2 protein-coding genes are annotated in these 405 nt (G+C 64.4%); both read left to right on the top strand.

Translation table 11 applies throughout. The features are described 5' to 3' along the window. Nucleotides 1–215, top strand: a 215-nt coding sequence (locus AC2JF9_RS10025) for a hypothetical protein (RefSeq protein ID WP_500727474.1), incomplete at its 5' end; no start/stop codon positions are given. A gap of 43 nt (nt 216–258) precedes the next feature. After that, nucleotides 259–405, top strand: a 147-nt coding sequence (locus AC2JF9_RS10030; protein WP_500727476.1) for a type II toxin-antitoxin system ParD family antitoxin, incomplete at its 3' end; no start/stop codon positions are given.

Consider the following 405-nt stretch of genomic DNA (forward strand, 5'->3'; position numbering starts at 1 on the left):
GCCCCCGGCCGGTCCAGAGCGAGGTTGGTTTGCGGAGACCTGCCGCATCAACAGGTTCGGAGGCTCTCGACGGCGATATCCTTCCGCCCGGGAGCGGAACGGGGAAGACGGACAGCTTCAACCCCGAGGCGTTCGGCATGCCTGCATCGCTGCCTCCGAAGGTTCTCCAGGTCATCCAGAGCGCCTTCGAGGCCGCCGGCCTCGTGAAGCGCTGAGGAGCCTCTTGGAGCTTGCCAGATGGCGCATTATCCTCCTTTCATGCGCCTCGACGTCGAGATTGACCATAGCTTGCACAGCTTCGTCGCAGAGCTTGTCGCGACGGGACGTTATGCGTCCGAGGCGGAGGTCGTGAGCGACGGCCTTCGACTGATGCGCGATCAGGAGGCGAGGCTCTCGGCGCTCGAT

It is taken from the genome of Lactobacillus sp. C449L (genome assembly GCF_059900815.1).